Annotated in this window: 17 protein-coding genes and 1 pseudogene; 10 read left to right on the top strand and 8 right to left on the bottom strand. The window is 40.1% G+C overall.

All coding sequences use genetic code 11. The features are described 5' to 3' along the window. The first annotated feature begins 108 nt into the window (after positions 1-108). The gene (locus AAHK14_RS01895) at positions 109-1,224 is read left to right on the top strand and encodes an SMP-30/gluconolactonase/LRE family protein (protein ID WP_065255714.1); all 1,116 of its coding nucleotides are present in this window, start codon (positions 109-111) and stop codon (positions 1,222-1,224) included. A 43-nt stretch (positions 1,225-1,267) separates the two neighbouring features. Here AAHK14_RS01895 and AAHK14_RS01890 read toward each other — a convergent pair whose 3' ends face one another. Then, positions 1,268-2,116: an MBL fold metallo-hydrolase gene (locus AAHK14_RS01890; protein WP_065255715.1), complete on the bottom strand. Its 849-nt coding sequence runs from the start codon at positions 2,114-2,116 to the stop codon at positions 1,268-1,270. 224 nt (positions 2,117-2,340) lie between these two features. On the opposite strand from AAHK14_RS01890, the gene AAHK14_RS01885 reads away from it, so the two are divergent. Both AAHK14_RS01885 and AAHK14_RS01880 read left to right on the top strand, forming a co-directional pair. Beyond that, the gene (locus tag AAHK14_RS01885; RefSeq protein ID WP_065255716.1) at positions 2,341-2,757 is read left to right on the top strand and encodes a MarR family transcriptional regulator; all 417 of its coding nucleotides are present in this window, start codon (positions 2,341-2,343) and stop codon (positions 2,755-2,757) included. 112 nt (positions 2,758-2,869) lie between these two features. After that, entirely contained in the window at positions 2,870-3,313 is a 444-nt protein-coding gene (locus AAHK14_RS01880; protein WP_065255717.1) for an organic hydroperoxide resistance protein, read from the top strand. 62 nt (positions 3,314-3,375) lie between these two features. On the opposite strand, the gene AAHK14_RS01875 is transcribed toward AAHK14_RS01880, so the two are convergent. Further along, entirely contained in the window at positions 3,376-3,540 is a 165-nt protein-coding gene (locus tag AAHK14_RS01875; RefSeq protein ID WP_156065065.1) for an isochorismatase family protein, read from the bottom strand. On the opposite strand from AAHK14_RS01875, the pseudogene AAHK14_RS01870 reads away from it, so the two are divergent. Next, positions 3,529-3,660: pseudogene (locus AAHK14_RS01870) on the top strand (alcohol dehydrogenase); the annotation flags it as partial. The gene AAHK14_RS01875 and the pseudogene AAHK14_RS01870 overlap by 12 nt on opposite strands. 70 nt (positions 3,661-3,730) lie before the next feature. Here AAHK14_RS01870 and AAHK14_RS01865 read toward each other — a convergent pair. The 4 genes from AAHK14_RS01865 to AAHK14_RS01850 are packed head-to-tail and all read right to left on the bottom strand — an operon-like array spanning position 3,731 to position 7,354. After that, complete coding sequence (locus AAHK14_RS01865) at positions 3,731-5,773, bottom strand: DUF3732 domain-containing protein (protein ID WP_065255718.1); 2,043 nt, start codon at positions 5,771-5,773, stop codon at positions 3,731-3,733. Next, positions 5,770-6,228, bottom strand: coding sequence for a three component ABC system middle component (locus AAHK14_RS01860; RefSeq protein ID WP_083108075.1), 459 nt, complete (start codon positions 6,226-6,228; stop codon positions 5,770-5,772). Before AAHK14_RS01860 ends, AAHK14_RS01865 begins: the two co-directional genes overlap by 4 nt. Continuing rightward, positions 6,228-7,043 carry a hypothetical protein gene (locus AAHK14_RS01855; protein WP_194092712.1) on the bottom strand — a complete coding sequence of 272 codons (816 nt, stop codon included), beginning with the start codon at positions 7,041-7,043 and terminating at the stop codon, positions 6,228-6,230. The genes AAHK14_RS01860 and AAHK14_RS01855 overlap by 1 nt, the downstream gene beginning before the upstream one ends. Continuing rightward, complete coding sequence (locus tag AAHK14_RS01850) at positions 7,034-7,354, bottom strand: hypothetical protein (RefSeq protein WP_083108070.1); 321 nt, start codon at positions 7,352-7,354, stop codon at positions 7,034-7,036. Before AAHK14_RS01850 ends, AAHK14_RS01855 begins: the two co-directional genes overlap by 10 nt. 428 nt (positions 7,355-7,782) lie before the next feature. Here AAHK14_RS01850 and AAHK14_RS01845 point away from each other — a divergent pair, with 428 nt between their 5' ends. The 6 genes from AAHK14_RS01845 (at position 7,783) to AAHK14_RS01820 (ending at position 15,135) form a co-directional block, all read left to right on the top strand. Further along, the gene (locus AAHK14_RS01845) at positions 7,783-8,910 is read left to right on the top strand and encodes an MBL fold metallo-hydrolase (RefSeq protein WP_227713190.1); all 1,128 of its coding nucleotides are present in this window, start codon (positions 7,783-7,785) and stop codon (positions 8,908-8,910) included. A gap of 54 nt (positions 8,911-8,964) precedes the next feature. Further along, a complete protein-coding gene (locus AAHK14_RS01840) occupies positions 8,965-9,498 on the top strand; it encodes an alpha-ketoglutarate-dependent dioxygenase AlkB (protein ID WP_065255722.1) in 534 nt (177 codons plus the stop codon). Between the two features lie 336 nt (positions 9,499-9,834). Next, entirely contained in the window at positions 9,835-10,854 is a 1,020-nt protein-coding gene (locus AAHK14_RS01835) for an aspartate carbamoyltransferase catalytic subunit (RefSeq protein WP_065255723.1), read from the top strand. Positions 10,855-10,893: 39 nt separating this feature from the next. Next, on the top strand, positions 10,894-11,355 hold the full coding sequence (locus AAHK14_RS01830; protein WP_065255724.1) for a tetratricopeptide repeat protein: 462 nt from the start codon (positions 10,894-10,896) through the stop codon (positions 11,353-11,355). Between the two features lie 57 nt (positions 11,356-11,412). After that, complete coding sequence (locus AAHK14_RS01825) at positions 11,413-12,588, top strand: dihydroorotase (protein ID WP_065255725.1); 1,176 nt, start codon at positions 11,413-11,415, stop codon at positions 12,586-12,588. Positions 12,589-12,915: 327 nt separating this feature from the next. Further along, positions 12,916-15,135 (top strand): TonB-dependent receptor, encoded by a 2,220-nt coding sequence (locus AAHK14_RS01820; protein ID WP_345894508.1) that lies wholly within the window; start codon positions 12,916-12,918, stop codon positions 15,133-15,135. 152 nt (positions 15,136-15,287) lie between these two features. On the opposite strand, the gene AAHK14_RS01815 is transcribed toward AAHK14_RS01820, so the two are convergent. Further along, positions 15,288-16,208 carry an IS3 family transposase gene (locus AAHK14_RS01815; RefSeq protein ID WP_264753555.1) on the bottom strand — a complete coding sequence of 307 codons (921 nt, stop codon included), beginning with the start codon at positions 16,206-16,208 and terminating at the stop codon, positions 15,288-15,290. 2 nt (positions 16,209-16,210) lie between these two features. Further along, positions 16,211-16,747, bottom strand: a complete 537-nt coding sequence (locus AAHK14_RS01810) for a helix-turn-helix domain-containing protein (protein ID WP_065256690.1) — start codon at positions 16,745-16,747, stop codon at positions 16,211-16,213. Positions 16,748-16,803 lie beyond the last annotated feature (56 nt).

Below are 16,803 nucleotides of genomic sequence, written 5' to 3'. Positions count from 1 at the left end.
TTTGCAGGAAGTTTATTTTCCATTTTTAAAAATTAAATTCCCATTTATCGCCATTCCTTTTTATTTTAAAAAAGATATAATGATACCAATTCATCAACGAGAACAATCATGACAACATTTAAAATCACACTCATCGCCCTATCCCTTGCCACATTTGGCGTGGCGTGTACGCCGATTGACAAACTGGCACACCAAACGAGCCAAGCGGTCAAACAGGCAGGGCAAAGTGTTCATCTTTCCCATGCTAAAACGGTGGAAAATCTGCACTTTATCAACGACCTAAAAAGCCCCGAAGATTTGGTGCAAATCCCCAATACCAAATGGCTGATTGCCAGTGGCATGACGCACCATAGTGGATTGTATTTGGTGGACAGCCAAACCAAGACCGCCCAGCGATTGATTGCTCCCAAAGCGTCCGCGGTGTCTCATGAGTTTAAAAACAGCAAGCCACAGCCCCATGCCGATGAAATGCAAATTCATGGGGTGAGCATTCGAGATATTGGCGGTGGCAAATCGCTTCTGTATGCGGTCAATCACAACGGCTTTGACAAAAATATCACGCACGAGACCATTGAAGTGTTTGAAGTGAACGCCAATACCGCCACACCAACAATCACATGGCTAGGTAACGTGCCAATGCCGACCGACTCTCAGGGCAGATATTTGGCGGGCAATGCGGTGGTATCAGGTTCGGACGGCTCGATTTATGTTACCGTGATGATGCACCCTGAGCATGATTTAACTGAGATGATTGCAGGCAAGATTACAGGGGCGGTTTATCGCTGGACACCCTCCACGCAAAAATTTGAAAAATTACAAGGCTCAGAGTTTAGCGGTAATAACGGCATTGAGCTATCCAAGGACGAAAAGCACATCTATGTCGCCCACATGAAAAACATGAGTAAATTAACGAACACCAACCCTGCTAAAATCGTGGCGACCGCACAGCTTGATTATGGCGTGTTTGACAATTTGCATTGGCATGGCGACAAGCTTATTACCGCAGGGTCAAGAACCCAAAACTGCGGTCAAACGACGACTTACGATTGCCTAAAAGATTTTCATGTTACGACCATCAGTCCTGATAATTTGGCGGTAAAGCCACTTTATCAAGGCAAATATACTGCCGATTTTAGTGGGGTTTCGACCGTGCTTGCGGTGGATAATACCTATTATCTAGGCTCGTTTTATAGAGATAAAATGGCGTATTTTGAAGGGAAATGAGCCATAAAAGAAAACACCGTTTAAAAAACGGTGTTTTTTTGAGTTATTTTAGCCTAATCACTTCCCCATCTTTTGGGATGCTGACTTTATCGGCGATTTTTTCGCCAATCACAAATTTACGCATATCTTCACGACTGACCGAATTATGGTTGGTGGTGTCCATATGCACGGTGATGATGTGGGCATTGGGGGCGACTTGCGTGGCTTTTAGCACGTCATCCACGCCCATGATGATACTGTCGGATATGCCGTTAATACGAGCGTAACCTGTGTTCATGACCAGATATTTTGGCGTGTGTTTGTGCAGGGCTTTATTGACTTCGGCAGTCCAGACGGTGTCGCCCATGATGTAGGTGGTGAGGTGTCCGTCTTTTTTGATGACCACGCCCATTGCTTCGCCGAGCAAGCTGGCAAGCTGGGGATTGGCATAAATCGCTTCTGTGCCATGACTTCCGCCTGTTTTGTGCAGTTCCACACCGCCAAAGGTCGCCTTGTCGTGCAAAACCGTTACATTTTTAAAGCCTTGTGAGCGGATAAGTTTGGCATCGTCTTCGTGTTGTACAAAAATCGGCAAATGCTTAGGAATCGCCTGTTGGGCGGTTTCGTCCCAATGGTCTTCGTGCGTGTGCGTTACGATGACCGCATCCACGCCCTTTATAATGTCCTTGATGGGCATGGGCAACTCAATCATCGGCGACTGCAAATGACTATTATAAGTGCCGTCAAAGCCTGCCATTGAGCCTTTTTTGGCAAAAAATGGGTCTACCAAAAAGGTCTGCCCTGCGTACTCAATCTTGGCGGTGGCGTTGCGGATATGCTGATAGCTGTCTAGGGCAAAGGCAGAAATGCTTACACTTAGAGCTAGGGCGGATAGGGTTAATTTTTTAAACATAAAATGTCTCACTGTGGATTGGTAAAAACAAGCGTATTTTAGGGTAGATTGGCAGGCGTGAAAATGGGCAAGATTGCCATTTATCGTAAGGATTTTGCCAAGTTGAAAATACTTAAAAAATAATGAAGGACAAGCAAAAGTCTAATGTAACAGTTGGATAAATATAGTTGTGTACAATTTGATTTTATGCTATTATCCGCCCAAATTTATTTGGAAAATTAATCATGCACGACCAACTAAGACTTTGTAATCAGCTCTGCTTTCCACTCTATACCATCTCCAAAGAAATCACACGCCGTTATACGCCATTTTTGCAAGAGCTTGATCTGACTTATCCGCAGTATTTGGTCATGCTCGTGTTATGGGAGTCTGATGCGATGAGCGTGGGCGAGATTGGCGAGCAGTTGCACCTAGATAGCGGTACGCTTACCCCACTTCTAAAACGTTTACAAAGCAAAGGGTTGATTGACCGAGTTCGCTGTGTCAATGACGAACGCAGTGTCAAAATCACTCTAACCGAACAGGGGCAAGCCATGGAAAATCAAGCGGTAGCGATTCCTTATAAGATGGCAGAACAGCTGAATTTATCCGATGATGAAGTTGATACGCTAAAAAAAATCGTTTCAAAATTAAACAGTTAGCATTTATTTTAGGGATTTTTGATAAATTTTATAAAAATATATTGTACACAATTTAATTTTGTACTATAATAATTTCATCAAGTTAATAACCATGCTTTTAAGGAGCAATCTTATGAAAATTTTTTATCACACATCAGCCACAGCCACAGCCACAGCCACAGGCGGACGAGACGGTCGCACCCAAGTAGATGACGGCTCAATCGGCTTTGATTTGGTCGGCTTTCAAAACGAAAGCGGTAAAGTCGGCACCAACCCAGAACAGCTTTTTGCCATGGGCTATGCCGCCTGCTTTGACAGTGCGATGAATCATGTCGCCCCAACGCTAGGCATCAAGCCCGAGCAATCTAGCACCACTGTGGCGGTCGGTATCGGTCAAAAGGCGGACGGTGCATTTGGTTTGGATTTGGACATCACCATCACCGTAAAAGGTCTAAGCGAAGAGCAGGCGAAAACCTTGATTGAAAAGGCTCATGCCGTTTGCCCTTATTCAAATGCTGTGCGTGGCAATGTGGACGTACGTTTGCACGTGAATTTGATTCAAACTTTTGATTTGTAATTGGTTTGATAATAAAAAACACCGCCCAGCGATATTGTTAGGCGGTGTTTTTTATTATAAATTTAAACCACATCAATCCAATCACGGTCTTTTAATGCTTCTAGGGCGATACCATGGATAAGCTCTGTCGGTGCGGTGCAAAGGCTTGATAAGACACGGATTTTATAGCCCTTGGCAAGGGGTGATAAGGCGGTGTGGGTTACGCAGTTTTGGGTTGTGCCGAGCATAATATCGTGCCAGATGTGGAAATGATAAATATGCAGGACATTAACACCGCTTATGAACGTATGCAAAAAAGCGATGTGAAATATCGTTTTGTGATTGATATGGCGAGTTTGAAGGGGTAATTTTAGGATAAGGGAAACACCGTTTATTGCAAAATAAACGGTGTTTTTTATCAAAAATTATGGGTGCTGATTATTCAGTTGGGTAAATAAACCCACGATTTCGCCACCGTTCTTTTACAAACCCCTCAAAATCAAACTTACCTAAATTCAAATCATCTGCGTGGTCGGTAACAATGATTTGTGGTGAATAGCCATATTTTTTCTGTAATTTATCGCAATAAATTGCCAGTTGTTTAAAAATATTTTCAACTTGTTTAATATCATCATCAAACTTTTCTGCGTTAAAATTGGTATTAAGTTGTTGTTCCAAAATTTTAATGTCATCTGCATTAAAATTATCAGATGTATCATATTTAAAATTTGGAAAATATACTTGGGTTGGCTGGTCAATCATTAAAATTGAAGGAATCAAACATTTAGAGTTGTTTGAAAATAAATCTAATGATTTTGAATTATCTAATTCCACAAAATATTGGTGTAATGCTAAAAATAAGGTTAAATGACTGTATAGCCAATTTGCACCACTACCCATTGAACGCAGGTAAACTTTTTCATTCTTTGATTTTTGGTGATACAAATCAAAATTTTCAAAAGAAAACTTTAAATTTATCGGCGTATAAGAGTCCTCAAAATTAAAATGTTGTCCAATTTCACGCATAATTTGACTGACTTGAATGTCCGCCTGCTTAATTTCAGCTTCAATATTATACGCTTTCTTTTGTTCTTGATAATTTTTTAATTCTTTATTCAAACCATCAATTTTATTTGTTAATTCCACATCATTATTAGATGATGTTTTATCCAAAAGATAAAATATATCGTTTTTAAGACTTACTGCAATATCAAATAATTCTTTAAATTTTTGCACCGATTGATTATTTTGTCCTATTTTTGACATTTCTGCTTTTATAACTTCTATTTCTTTTCTGCATTCTTTAATCTCTTTTTCTGTTTTGTCAAGATGTGTTTGCAATTCATTTTGAAGTGCCTTATTTTTAACAATATTTCTTGATACCACATCAATTGCTTGCTGTAGTTGTTTTGCTTGCTCTGTCAAGCTAATATTGGTTGTATGACAAAATGGGCATTCCGATTTTTGAATATCATCAATATGCTGATTATATATTAAATCATTAGTAAGTTTATTTTCCAATGTTAAGGAGCGATTTATTTTATCTCTTTTAATACATAAACTTTGATGTTTTATATCCAGCTCACCAAGCCTTACCCTTAACTCACCGTAGCGTTGAGACAATATTTCGGTATGATGATTGATATTATCATATTTGATGATTAGATTTACCTCTGATTTAAAATCATCGGTAGGTGTGATACCAAATTTAAACTCTGGGAAAGAATTAGGTAAGTTATCCAAAAACAAAATACCTTTTAATAATTGTATTTTATTTTCCAAATTTGGTAAATTATCTTTGATAAATTTATCCAATTGTTCTTTTTCTCTATTTAGTAATTTTAATTCATTTTTGACACGCTCAAAATTTTGAGCAATTAAAAAATATTGCTGGTCAGCAAATCCCAAAAATATTTTAATGTGCTCCATTACTTGCTCTCGCTTTTCTTTTTCATCAAAGCGATAAAATAAAGCGTGTTTATTGGCAATTAAATTTTGATGTTGAAACATAAAAGAAGTAAAACTGCGAATAGTAGGTCTTGGCAAAGCCTTACCCCGTATTTCTTTTGCAATTTCAGATTCCTCAACGTCTTTAATACCAATAAATTCATCATTTAATGTATTGAGATAGTGTGTTAATGTCATTGATTGTTTTTCATAAAAATAATCATTATTGATATTTTGATGATATTCCTGCTCTTTCACAAAATAACACTCTCTAATATTTTCAGAATTCCTTGCTAAAACATAATAACATTGGTTGGTTTTAATATAAATATAATAAATTTTTGCATTATCTGTAATTACGCCTACAGGAATTGTGTATTCACTACTACCAAAACAATAGTCCACAATTTCAATCAACGCACTTTTGCCCGTTGAAGATTTGCCTGTAATAATATTTAAACCTTCTTGTAATGGAACACGATGAATATTACCATCTTTATCCAAAACACCAATTTCACATATCATCATTCTCATAATTTCACTCCCAAATATGAATAAATTTCATCTACTGAATATTTTCCAAATAATAAAGCAAGTCTTTCTGCTATTTTGGAATCTGGATTGAATTTTTTTACAGTTTTTTTATCCAAATTATTGGCATAAATATTTAATTCATCAATATTTAAATATAGCAATTCTTTTCCTAAACAATATTGCAAGCTCTGTCTTGACAACATCTGCAAAGCATCTATCCTTTCTTGCAAATCATAAAGTTCTTTTTTGTTTTCAAAAATGGTTAATAATGAACTTCTTTTATTTGAACCAGTGATTTTATTCGTATATTTTGAATGGATGCATAATGGAATGATTAAAGGTAATAAGAGTATGTTGTTCTGATATTCTGGTAAATTACTATAAAAACGATAAATATACTCTCCATATTTAAATGGATTATATTGAATATGGTAAATAGCATCAATCATATTCATTATTTGGTATCCCATTTTAAGTCTATTTGAGTATTGTCTTTTTTCAATTCTGCATCATTCATAATTTCGTGAATCAAACCATTTTTATAAACCAAATCAGGCACTGTACCTTGATGAGAAAAAGGTTTATCTACCATTGTTTTGTCATAAAATGTTTGTGGGTGAATTTTTTCTCTTTTAGCCATACGACAATGAGTATATAAACTTGAAACAAGAGAGGTGCGGTAGCTCGTTGTATAATCTAGATAAGTAGGGCTGTCTTTCATCTTTATATTTAAAGCATTTAAAAACTCAATATAATTCCCAATAGCTTCTGGTAATACTTCATCATAGTCAATATCTTTGATTTTTCTTACAAATAAATGTTGTTGATGTTTAGCTATTTGATCATTATCTGCTTCATTGTTTAAAAACTCTGGGAAGCTAAGTATTTTTGAGTATCTTTCTGTTAATTGAAAAATTTCCGTTTGAAAATCATTATAACAGATAGACCAATCATTGCTATTATTTGATTTTTTATATACAAAACCCACAAGGTCACTTAAATATGGTAACTGGTATTCTTCTCGAATAAGATTTAGTCTTTCTCTGCATATTTTAGTAATCAAATCCTCCCTATTTTCCATTTCTGCATTAATAATAATTTTAGGGATAATTGCTTTTAAATTATCCTCATCATTCATTACTTGTTGTTGATATTGTGATACCGAACTGGTTTCTTTAGTGCGTTTATCATTTTTTCTTTTTGATACAATATTTTGCAAAATAACAAAACGATTGTCATTGCTTTGACTATTCCAATCTTTTAAAAGCATTTTTTTTCTCCATAAGATTGAGAGGTGTGTAAAATCAGAAAACGATATTGATGATGCTGAAAATTAGGAGATAGCCAGTTTTTGAGTGTTTTCCAAAAGTTTTCATGATTATCTGTTAAATTATCAGAATAATGCTTCACTTCTATATTTGCAGAGTTTAGTCCATTTTTATCAACAAAACTCACATCACCATCTTTTTCAAAATAGATGACTTCATCTTCTTTTAATTCAAAACATTTATCCAAACCAACAAGGGTTTGGTAATAAAAGGATAAATTAGTTTCTTTTGCAGAATGATTAATTTTTACCATTACAAATCCTAGTAAATAGTAATTAAAACCCCGCTTATCATCAACTTAAAATCATAAATTATTGATAATTATAATTTATGATTATAGTCTCGTAAGGGCAAATTGCAATTCGCCCTGATAAAAATCAAGTCCAGGTTTTTAAATTTAGAAAAATACTCAAAAAACAGGGGGTCTAGCCCAATCTTTTTTGGTTTCGCAAGAGATTTAATCTCCAAAAATGTGTTTGGTAATTTTGTTAAGATGGTGTTGACATTATTATTTTTCAAGTGTATAAATTTTGGTATTAGCTTCAACCATAACCCCACCTTATACCCACCCATAACCATTCTCAATTTCCCTTAATATCTAAAACCTTGTATAATATCCATTTTCCAACCAAACCATTAGGACAACCCATTCCCTAATGGTTTGTTTTATTTGCCAAACCGATGAAACCGACTGTTAAACACCCCATTTTAAAACGCCTGCTTAAATTCACCCTAATCACTTTGGGTGTACTCACGCTTATCATCGCCATTTTGGGCGTGATGCTCTATCGCAATTTGGGCGGATTGCCCGATGAGAGCCGTTTTGCTCATTTGCCCTATTACAAAAACGGGCAATTTGTGAACCTTTATACCACCGATTTGCCCTATTATCCCGACAAAGCCACAGGGCAAGGCGGTTTTGTGCGGTTTGACGGTTACACGCCAAAGGCTCGTTTGCCTATGGTGGATTTAAATCAGGCGACTTTTGGCCAGCCTGAAAACTTTGCCTATTATTGGCTCGGTCATGCGTCCGCCATTTTGGAGCTGGACGGCGTACGCTTTTTGACCGACCCTGTGTTTGACAACGCCAACCCCTTAAATCTACCGCTCATCGCCCCACGCTTTCAAGAAGCCCCAATCACACGCCAAAACCTGCCTGCCATTGACGTTGTGCTGATTACCCACGACCATTATGACCATTTGGAAGCCACAACCATTCGCCATTTGGCGGATAAGGCAGAGCGGTTTGTCGTACCGCTTGGCGTGGGGGCAAGGCTAGAATCTTGGGGAGTGCCGTCTGAAAAAATCACCGAACTGGGTTGGGGCGACAGCACGCAAATTGGCAAAATCAAACTCACCGCCGAGCCGACTCAGCACTACTCATCACGCTGGACGAATGACCACAACAAAACATTGTGGGCGTCTTTTGTCTTTGAAGGGAGCAAACGGCTGTATTGGAGTGGCGACACGGGTTATGCCGAGCATTTTTCCGACATTGGCAAAAAATATGGCGAATTTGACATCGCCTTTATGGAGATTGACGCTGCCAACGCAGGCTGGCCAAAAACGCATATGTTTGCTCATCAATCGGTGCGGGCAAGCCTTGATTTAAATGCCAAAAAAATGGTGCCAATGCACTGGGGCGTGTTCAGTTTGGGGCGAAATCCGTGGTATGAATCCATTGATAATGCGGTCAAAAGTGCCAAAGAACATAACCTTGCCATTGACGTGCCAAAAATGGGCGAGAAATATACGGACGGTTTTGTGAATGATAATTGGTGGGAAAATAAGGCATTAAGAAGAGTGTGATTTTTTTGGGGTGTGGTATAATAAATTTATTTATAAATTATTTTAGGTGTTAATATGAATGCCCTTAATGAACCCAATATTACATTTATGCCAAATTTTATTGTCAATCCCCAAGATTTATTTGAATTGATTGAAAATACAACCAATTGGGATAATCGTCTGTCGGTGCGAAAAACGGCAAGTTTTGGCGTGGCTTATGAATATTCCAATTTATCCTATCCAAAAACAACCATGCCTGATTGGTCATTACCCATTATTGAACAAATAGCGGATAAATTTGGCTTTTTACCCAATAATTGTTTAATCAATTATTATAAAAATGGGCAGAATGAAATGGGGTTTCATTCTGATGATATAAGCCAAATGTATGAAAATACAGGCGTGGTTATCATCAGTCTTGGGGCGGAACGAGAAATTGTTTATCGTCAAAAAACAAATAAAAACAATGAATACCGTTATTTATTAACAAAAGGCAGTTTGCTGTATATGGACGATAAAGTGCAAGAAGATTGGTTGCACGCCATTCCTATGGATAATACCACAACACCCAGAATGAGTTTGACATTTAGAAAATTATTAAGTAGTTGATTAAATATAAGTAATTAAATGGTTGATTTGGAAAAACCCCATGCAACACCTAGAAACCTTTCGTATTTTTAATGGCGAACAACAAATTTGGCAACATTCATCGGCAACGTTAAATTGTGAAATGAAGTTTGCCATTTAAATGACTAAAAAACCATCCAAACCAACACCCCATCTCTGTGTGTTTAGCCGCTCCCGCCTTTTTGTTGCTTGATTTGCACCCAAAAATATCATCAAGAACCATTCCCAAATCTACCAAAATTTGTTAAAATGTCTTAATTTGTTTTTATTTTGCCACGGCACAAGCACGCATCACAAGCATGCACCCAAGGAAAACCCATGACCGCCACCACCGCCCGCCTAAATCAAACCCTTGTCCGTCCACAGCTTATCCCCAATGATGATACTGGCATCCGCCATTTTATCGGTGTGGAGGGGTTAAATAAAAGCCAGCTTGAAAGTATCATTGATAAGGCGATGGGCTATTTTGATGAAGATGGCAGGCTCATTAACACCGATGAGCTGTCAGGCAAGACGGTGATGAATCTGTTTTTTGAAAATTCCACCCGCACCCGCACCACTTTTGAGGCTGCCCAAAAACGCTTGGGTGCTAATGTGCTAAACCTTGACATCGCGCGTTCAAGCACCAACAAGGGCGAGACTTTGCGTGATACCCTTTGGAATTTGGAGGCGATGAGCGCCGATATGTTTGTGGTGCGTCATTCTGCCAGTGGGGCGGCCCATTATATGGCGACCGAGGTTACCCCCAATGTTGCCATCATCAACGCAGGCGACGGCTGGCACGCCCACCCCACGCAGGCGATGCTTGACATGCTCACCATTTACCGTGAAGCAGATAAGCCCTTTGATGAACTTTCTGTGGCGATTGTTGGCGACATCAAGCACAGCCGTGTGGCTCGTTCGGACATTTCGGCTTTGACGACTTTGGGGGTGCGTGATATTCGTGTCATCGCCCCCAAGACTTTGTTACCAAAAGGCATTGAACGCTATGGCGTCTTAGTATTTGATGACATTGATAAAGGCGTGGCGGATGCTGATGTGATTATTGGCTTACGCATTCAAAATGAACGCATCGGCTCACCACTTTTGCCATCAACTTCTGAATATTTTAAAATGTATGGCATCACCGAACAACGGCTAAAACTTGCCAAGCCCAATGCTATCATCATGCACCCAGGCCCTATGAACCGTGGTGTGGAGATTGCATCAAGCGTGGCAGACGGTGGGCAATCGGTGATTTTAAAACAGGTCAATAACGGCATTGCGGTGCGTATGGCAGTGATGGCATTGGCGATGGCAGGGCAACGACAAGCAGGCTATTTTAAACCTTACAACTAAGATGGATTTTTATTTTTTACTTTTTATAAGGATAAAGTCATGTTAACAAAATTCACAGCGTTAGCCATGGGTGTGTTGGTGTCGGTGTCGGTGTCGGCGGCGGATATGGCAACTTTGACACGCCAAGCCCAAAATGGCGATGCAGCGGCTCAATCTGATTTGGCTGATGAGTATTATGAGCAAGGTAACCATGCCAAAGCATTTGAATGGAATACCAAAGCCGCAGGTCAAGGGTATGCAGCAGCCCAAAATAATCTGGGCGGAATGTATAGACAAGGTCAAGGCGTGCGTCAAGATTATCAAAAGGCGGTGGAATGGTACACCAAAGCCGCCCATCAAGGGTTTGCAGAGGCTCAATATAATCTGGGCGCGATGTATTACAATGGTCAAGGTGTGAGCCAAAATAAAAGCACCGCCAAACGCTACTTTGGTCAAGCCTGTGATAATGGATATCAGTCAGGCTGTGATCACTACCGAATACTAAACGAACAAGGCTACTAGGTGCTGATGATGCCCCATATCCCAAATCAAGCAAATCAAGCAAATCAAGAGAATGCGATGAAAAATCTACTTCCCCCCAACTGGCGATTTGACACCGCCCAACTCAAAGGCATAAGCACAGATGGCAAATGGCTATTACCGCCCCTTGTTGATCTGTGTGCCAGATTGCGAGAACCGGGGCATCAGTCGCACGGCACATTGGCAAGCGAGGGGCGAGCGGCACGCCAAAATGGCTTTTTGCATGTGGTCATGCCACCTGATACCAGCCCTGTGCTAGAAAACGGTTCTTTGTTAAAGGGTCTCAAACAAAAAGCATGGGCAGACGGTGGCATTTACTTGCATGTTTTGGGGGCATTGAGTGCAGGCTTAGAGGGCAAACAACCTGCCAATCTGGCGGGACTAAAACAAGGCGGTGCTATCGGCGTGAGCAATACAGCGGCAGGTTTTGAGAGTGATTTGGTATTGTTACGCTGTTTAGAATATGCAGCGACCTTTGACATCAAAGTCTTTTTCTACCCTGATGAACCCAGTTTATCGGCAGGGGGTGTGGCACATGATGGCTACATTGCTTCTTTTCATGGATTGCAAGGCATTCCGTGGCTGGCTGAGACCATTGCACTGTCTAAGCAAATTTTGATGACCGAAGAGACAGGCATTCATGCACATTTTAGCCAAATCACTTGTCGCACATCGGTAGAGCTAATCCGTCATGCCAAACAAAAGGGCTTGCCCATTACCTGTGATGTGGCGATGCACCAGTTACACCTGACCGATGATGACATTGAGGGTTATAACGCCCATGCTTATGTGCTGCCTCCTTTGCGTAGCAATACTGACCAACAAGCTCTTATCAAGGGTCTTCAAGACGGTACGATTGATGCCATCTGTTCTCATCATGAACCACTGTCAAGCAGTGCCAAACAAGCCCCCTTTGCCCAATGCCAAGCAGGGATTAGTAACTTTGATACTTTTGTGTCATTGGGGGTGAAACTGGTGGCAGATGGCGTGTTAAGTACTGAGCAGTTGGTAGAAAAAATCTGCCTAAATCCTGCCAAAATCGCAGGCATTACAGATTATGAGCGCATTGGTGGGGCGGTACTCATTGACCCAAATCAAGCATGGACGGTAACCAAAGACAGCATGCTATCAGCAGGCAAGAACACGCCATTTTTGGGGCAGACGTTGACGGGGAAAGTTGTTCAGACATTTTTTGACGACTGTATGAATGGTTGATGATAAGATGCCAATCATCAGATAAGCATTCTCCAACCAATCCATAAGGCTTGCAAGATGCGAGCTTTTCTATTTGTCATCATGTCTTAAAAAAGTCCTGTTATTAAATAATATTAATTATACAAATAATAAGAAATATTATTTACTTTTTAAAATAATCGTGTTAATATTATTACCAGTCTCTTACCAACGCTGATGCTCACACACTGATGTACGATGTGAGTCTCACTCCTTTTTGATACTTATGGTGATTTTATGACACAAAAGACCTTTGCACTACGCCATTTGACCTTTGCCGTCATTGGCACGATGACAGCGACCGTTGCCATGGCAAATACCACGAACGTGGGGCCGACGGTTCGCCTAGAACACGAGGTGATTAGCACTGACCGCCAAGGTGCGAAAATTAAAACCAATGTTGTTACCTTACGAGAAAAAGACGAAAGCACCGCCACAGATTTGCGTAGCCTGTTGCAAGATGAACCTGCCATCGGTTTTGGTGGTGGTAATGGTACTTCTCAATTTGTCAGCATTCGTGGCATGGGTCATAATGCCATTGACCTAAAAATTGACAACGCTTACCAGGATGGTCAATTACACTACCACCAAGGTCGCTTTATGCTAGACCCCCAGATGGTCAAAGTTGTTTCGGTACAAAAAGGGGCAGGCTTTGCCAGTGCAGGCATTGGGGCAACCAACGGTGCGATTGTTACCAAAACCTTAGATGCTGATGAGCTTTTAAGAAACAGCGACAAAGATTATGGCTTTAAAGTTGGTGCAGGCTTATCAACCAACAAAGGTCATTCTTATCATGGCAGTGCCTTTGGTAAAGCACAGACAGGATTTGGTCAGGTAGATGCCCTTGTCTCTTATAACAAAGTAGATGACAGCGACTATAAAGGCGGTAAAGGGTACACCAATCTGTTGGGCAATGATGTGGTTACAAGAAGTGCCTTGGATAAATCCAGTTACCTTGTCAAGGCAGGGCTAACTGCTGGCGATCATCGATTTGTGGTCAGCCATCTAAATGAAGTTCATAAAGGCATTCGTGGTGTGCGTGAAGAGTTTGACTTCGCCAATCGTGCCTTGACGCTAGATATAAAAAAAGATGATAAAACCCGTACCGAAACTGAGCTTCAGGCAGAGTTAGATAACAAATATGCAGGCAAGGGTTACACACTTGGCAGTAAAACACCAGATGGTAAAAAGTATAATGTGGTTGATGCCAATGGTAAATTGGTGGCTGATTTAGATAGGAACAACCCAACTCAGCGTGAAACCTACCAGAAGTTAACTAACCTTGAATGGACAGGTAAAAACCTTGGTTTTGCAAATGAAGTTACTGCCAATGTCTATAAGTTAGAACATGGACGCAACTCTTCTAGCGATCAAGGTAATACCTATATCACCAAAGATGTGCCCAAAGAGATAATAGATAATGTTGATACACCATCAAACATGCATGTGGTAGCCACAGGGGCTAATATTAATTTTGATAAAGAATTTAATCACAGTCTATTAAAAGGCTTTGGTGTTGACCATACTTTATTAAAATATGGCATCAACTATCGCCATCAAGAAGCCGTACCGCCCAGAAGTCTCAAACCTGGTGTGGTGCATCAAGAAAAAACCGATGCTGGCATTTATCTAGAAGCGGTTAACCAAATCAATGACTTTACCATCAATACAGGCGTGCGTGTTGACCGTTTTGACTTTAAAGCCATGGACGGTAAAAAGGTTGGAAAAACCGACATCAACCCAAGCTTTGGGGTGATTTATGATGTCAATCCTAATCTTAGCGTCAGCGGTAACCTAATCTATGCCACTCGTAGCCCACGCTTTGCTGATGCTATCCTAAGCCGTGGTTATCGTGGTGGTGTGATTAGTATTGATGACAATGCAAAAGCAGAAAAAGCACGCAATACCGAGATCGGTTTTAACTATAATAATGGACCATATACCGCCTTTGGCAGTTATTTTTGGCAGCGTGTGGATAATGCCAGAGCGACCGCTGATATAACTCGTCATGGTACAACAGATGCTAATGGTAAGCCTATTAAAGTACCAACGCTTGGCAACCAAGGTCATCAGACCAACCACGGCTATGAGCTGGGCGTAGGTTATGCCGATGGTGCGTGGCGTGCGCGTGCTGGCGTTGCTCACAGCAAACCAACCATGCACAATGTCAAATTTAGTGGCAATCCTGAATATGCCGTGCGTACAGGTCGTACATGGACAGCAGATGTCGCCTATCGCCTGCCAAACCCCAGTGTAGAGCTTGGTGTGAGACACACATTGGTTGAAGGGGTAGATGCCAAAGACACATCCATCATAAGTGGTGAAGTTAGCAAACTTAACCGTGAAGGCTATAATGTCAGTGACATCTATGCCAACTGGAAGCCTTATGGTAATGATAAGGTGAATGTAAACTTTGCGGTGAATAATGTCTTTAATAAAAACTATCGCCCACACACTCAGCGTGCTTCCATAGATACCTTACCTGGGGCAGGTCGTGATTTCCGTGTTGGCGTGAACTTTACTTACTGATTTGGCTGATGAGCCAACTGACTTTTAAAATATCGTGCTTTTCTCCACACCCAACTTTCACGCTTGAAGGTTGGGTTTTTTCATACCTAAATCAGCACAAAAAAACAGCCCATATTGAACCGACCCCCAAATCTTAGACATAAGATTAAAGGTTAGGTTGTTGCAAGTGGTTGTATTAACCCTAATTGGACTAAGTTTCTGTACTTAACAGGACTTAGTCCTTTTAATTTGCTCTTTATTCTATCATGATTGTAGTAGTGTATGTACTCATCAATCACTTGTTTAAGTTCATCTGTTGATGTAAATGTGGTTGTCTCATAAAATATCTCTTGTTTTAGCGTACCAAAGAAGCTCTCTATCACAGCATTATCCAAACAATTGCCTTTTCTTGACATGCTTTGGGTTAAGCCTTGTTCTTTTAGGGTTTGTTGATACTGGTGCATTTGATAGTGCCAGCCTTGGTCTGAATGAATGATGGGTTTGTCATCCATCTTTTCTTGGCTTAGCTTGGATAGGGCATCATTTAACATCTCTTTGACCAACTCATACGTTGGTCTGTCCTTCATCGTATAACTGACAATCTCACCATTAAACAAGTCGATGATGGGCGATAGGTAGAGTTTTCTTTGAATGACACTGCCATCATTTGCCTTGTCTTGTACTTTAAACTCTGTGATGTCTGTTGCCCACTTTTGATTGGGTTTGTCTGCTTTAAAGTCTCTTTTGAGTATATTGTCCTGAATGGTATCTTTGCCCATTGTGCCTTTGTAAGTATTAAACTTACGTTGACGACGAACCAATGCTTTGAGTCCAAGTTTAGCCATCAGTCGTTGCACTCGTTTATGATTAATGACCATGCCTTTTTGGGCAAGCTGATTGTTAAGCTCTGATGTGATTCTACGATAACCATACCTGCCCTTGTGTTGGTGGTAGATGTGGTTAATGTGTTCTTTTAAGTCAAGGTCTTTGTCAGGCTTTGTACTTTGACGAATGTGGTAATAAAACACACTTCTTGGCAAGTTTGACACTGCCAATAAGTCAGCAAGTTTGTGCTTATGCCTTAATTCTTGGATGATCAGGACTTGTTCTTTGTTTGTACTGATTGTTCCTTTTGACGAATTAAGGCATCTAGCTTTTTTAGATAGTCATTCTCTGCTCTAAGATAGGCAAGTTCATCAAGCAAATCATCCACACTTTTTTCGTGGTCTTGTTTGGTTTTCCAAGTTGATTTGGTTTTATTAGCGTTGTGTTTGTTTGACATTGCTTTTTTGCCTTTGGGTTTGGGTATTAGTCCCATTATACCAAAGGCTTGGTAGGACTTTAACCAAGTTGACAGTAAAGAAGGTTGTGGCAGATTAAGCTCTATGGCAAGTTGTGTAAGCGATTTGCCCTGTTGTATGGCTTGAACGGCATTAAGCTTAAAATCTGTGTCATAGACAGCCTTTGTGTGTCGTCTTTTTATGCCATCAATGCCATGTGCTTGATAGAGTTTAACCCATAGCTCTACGGTTGTGTGGTTTAGATTAAAGTGTTTGGCGGTTTGTTTGTAGCCATGATGATTAAGATAATACCCAATCACAGACAGTTTAAAGTCGGTTGTGTATTTTGCCATAAAAAGCACCCCAAAGGTTAGTGTGTCTAACTTTTGGGGTGCGGTTCATATATATG

Source organism: Moraxella sp. K1664, assembly GCF_039693965.1.
Lineage (GTDB): Bacteria > Pseudomonadota > Gammaproteobacteria > Pseudomonadales > Moraxellaceae > Moraxella.
The sequence above is the reverse complement of the archived record's forward strand: the minus strand, read 5'-3'. Positions and strand labels throughout refer to the sequence as shown.